Source organism: Allosphingosinicella sp., from assembly GCF_036387215.1.
Classification (GTDB): domain Bacteria; phylum Pseudomonadota; class Alphaproteobacteria; order Sphingomonadales; family Sphingomonadaceae; genus Allosphingosinicella.
Genome location: NZ_DASVUE010000388.1, coordinates 1 through 1,793, shown reverse-complemented (window position 1 = coordinate 1,793; position 1,793 = coordinate 1). Strand labels below are relative to the sequence as shown.

Annotated in this window: 2 protein-coding genes; both read right to left on the bottom strand. The window is 67.5% G+C overall.

What is annotated here, in order from left to right; genetic code table 11:
* Window positions 1-70 precede the first annotated feature (70 nt).
* On the bottom strand, window positions 71-1,162 hold the full coding sequence (locus VF662_RS14925) for a P-loop NTPase family protein (RefSeq protein ID WP_464142674.1): 1,092 nt from the start codon (window positions 1,160-1,162) through the stop codon (window positions 71-73).
* A 9-nt stretch (window positions 1,163-1,171) separates the two neighbouring features.
* On the bottom strand, window positions 1,172-1,793 hold a 622-nt coding region (locus VF662_RS14920; RefSeq protein WP_464142672.1), incomplete at its 5' end, for a GNVR domain-containing protein.

Here is a 1,793-nt window from a genome sequence, read left to right as displayed (position 1 = left end):
GCGAGCGTCAGGCCGGCGGCAAGGCCGGAAAGGCCGAGTGCGAGACGCCTCAGCGAACCAAGCTCTTTTCTCATTGGCCGTATCCATAATAGCTGCCGAAGCGTCGGCCGGTGGCTGGGAAGCCAGCGCCGTTGAGCATCAGGCTGACATTCTCGCAGCCCGAAAGCAGGCCGATCGCTTCGCGGAGGTCGGCCTCGGTTGTCTTGTCTGCCCGCACCACCATCATCACCTGGCCGACCTTGCCGGCGAGGACGGATGCGGGCGAAGCCATCAGAGCCGGCGGGGAATCGAAGATCACGATCCGGCGGGGATGGCTCTCGGTGAGCGCGGCGAGCACGTGCCGAGTCCGCTCCGACGCGAGCAGCTCAGGCACGTTGTTCGCCTGCCTGCCGGCCGGAAGAACGGAGAGCCGTTCGATCTCGCTCTGGATGACGAAGTCGTTCGGATCGCGGTTCGGATCGGCGATCGCGTCGATAAGGCCGGGGCCGCCTTCCATCCCGAGGATCGAGAGGATCTCCGGCTTGGCGAAGTCGCCGTCCACGAGAAGCACCTCGACATCCTTCTCGCTCGCAAGCGAAAGCGCGAGATTGACGGCGCAGAAGGTCTTGCCCTCGTCGGGCGAGGCCGAGCAGACCAGGATCGTCTGGCGCTTGTCGGCCGGAATGCCGCTCTTTCCGCTCGCCGCCTGGAGGAGCTGGCGCTTGATGATCCGGAACTCTTCGGCAAGACCGCTGACCGGCGCATCGGGCAGGATGAAACCCGCCTCGCGGAGTGCCTCGCGGTTTACCTTCGAACGACGCCTCCCTGCGGCCTTCGACGCCCGCTCCTGCCGCGGAACGGGGGCCGGCTCCATGAAGTCATCGTCCTCGGCGCCCTGCGGCGCCTCAAACGAGACCTCGACGTTGGACATGATGATCGGCTGCCTGGCCCGTCGCGGAGCCTCGGCGGCATCCTCAAGCTGCAGATCGAGCGGCTCGGGAGCCGGTGCGGGCGCCGGAGCCTCGAAAGCCTCCGGCTCCCGCACCTCCCCCTCATCCTCGTGCTTCCGTGCCTCGGGGAGGTCCGGACGCGCGGGGCCGCGCAAGCTTTTGCGGAAATCGTAGATCTCGGACGCGCGCTCGAGGAGCGAGCCGCTGATCTTGAGAGGCGTGTGCTTGTTCATCATGACCCCTCAGGCGACCGTGCTGCGCTGCCAGAATTCGACGACCATCAGCAGCGCGTAGCTGGCGGCCAGTGCGCCGCCGGCGCCCGCGAACCATTTGAGCCGCTGCCGCTGCTGAGCGCGGCGGGCGGCGGTGAAGACCTCACCCACCGATCCCAGGACACGCATGCCGGTGACCTGCTCGAGCCGTCCCTGCGTAGGGAAGGTGGTCTGAAGCTGGCCCTTGGCGAAGGCTGCGCCGACGCCCGCGCCGATCGCGGCGAACAGGATCAGCGTCAGGAAGAGCGGCCGGTTGGGAGCGCTCGGCACCCTCGGCTTCGAGGGCGGGTCGATCACCTTCACCTGGATTGCGTCGGTCTTGGTGCGGATGTCGCCGCGGAGACGAACCTGCTCGCGGCTCTCCAGGAGCTTGTCATATTCGCGCTTCAGCACGTCATAGTCGCGGTTGAGGCGCGCCTGCTCGGCAAGAACTTCGGGCTCGGCGGTCTGTTTGGCGCTCAGTTCGGCCATCGCCGCCTGGATCTGGTTCTTGCGCATGTTGGCCGCGGCGACCGTCGCCTCGCGCTCGGCGAGCATCGCCCGGAGCGAAGCGAAAGCGGGATTGGGCGTGCTGCCGTCGCCGCCGCCGGAC

What these genes read in the sequence shown, in the direction of transcription:
- VF662_RS14925 (WP_464142674.1), bottom strand. Translation starts at nt 1,162, where the DNA reads ATGAACAAGCACACGCCTCTCAAGATCAGCGGCTCGCTCCTCGAGCGC.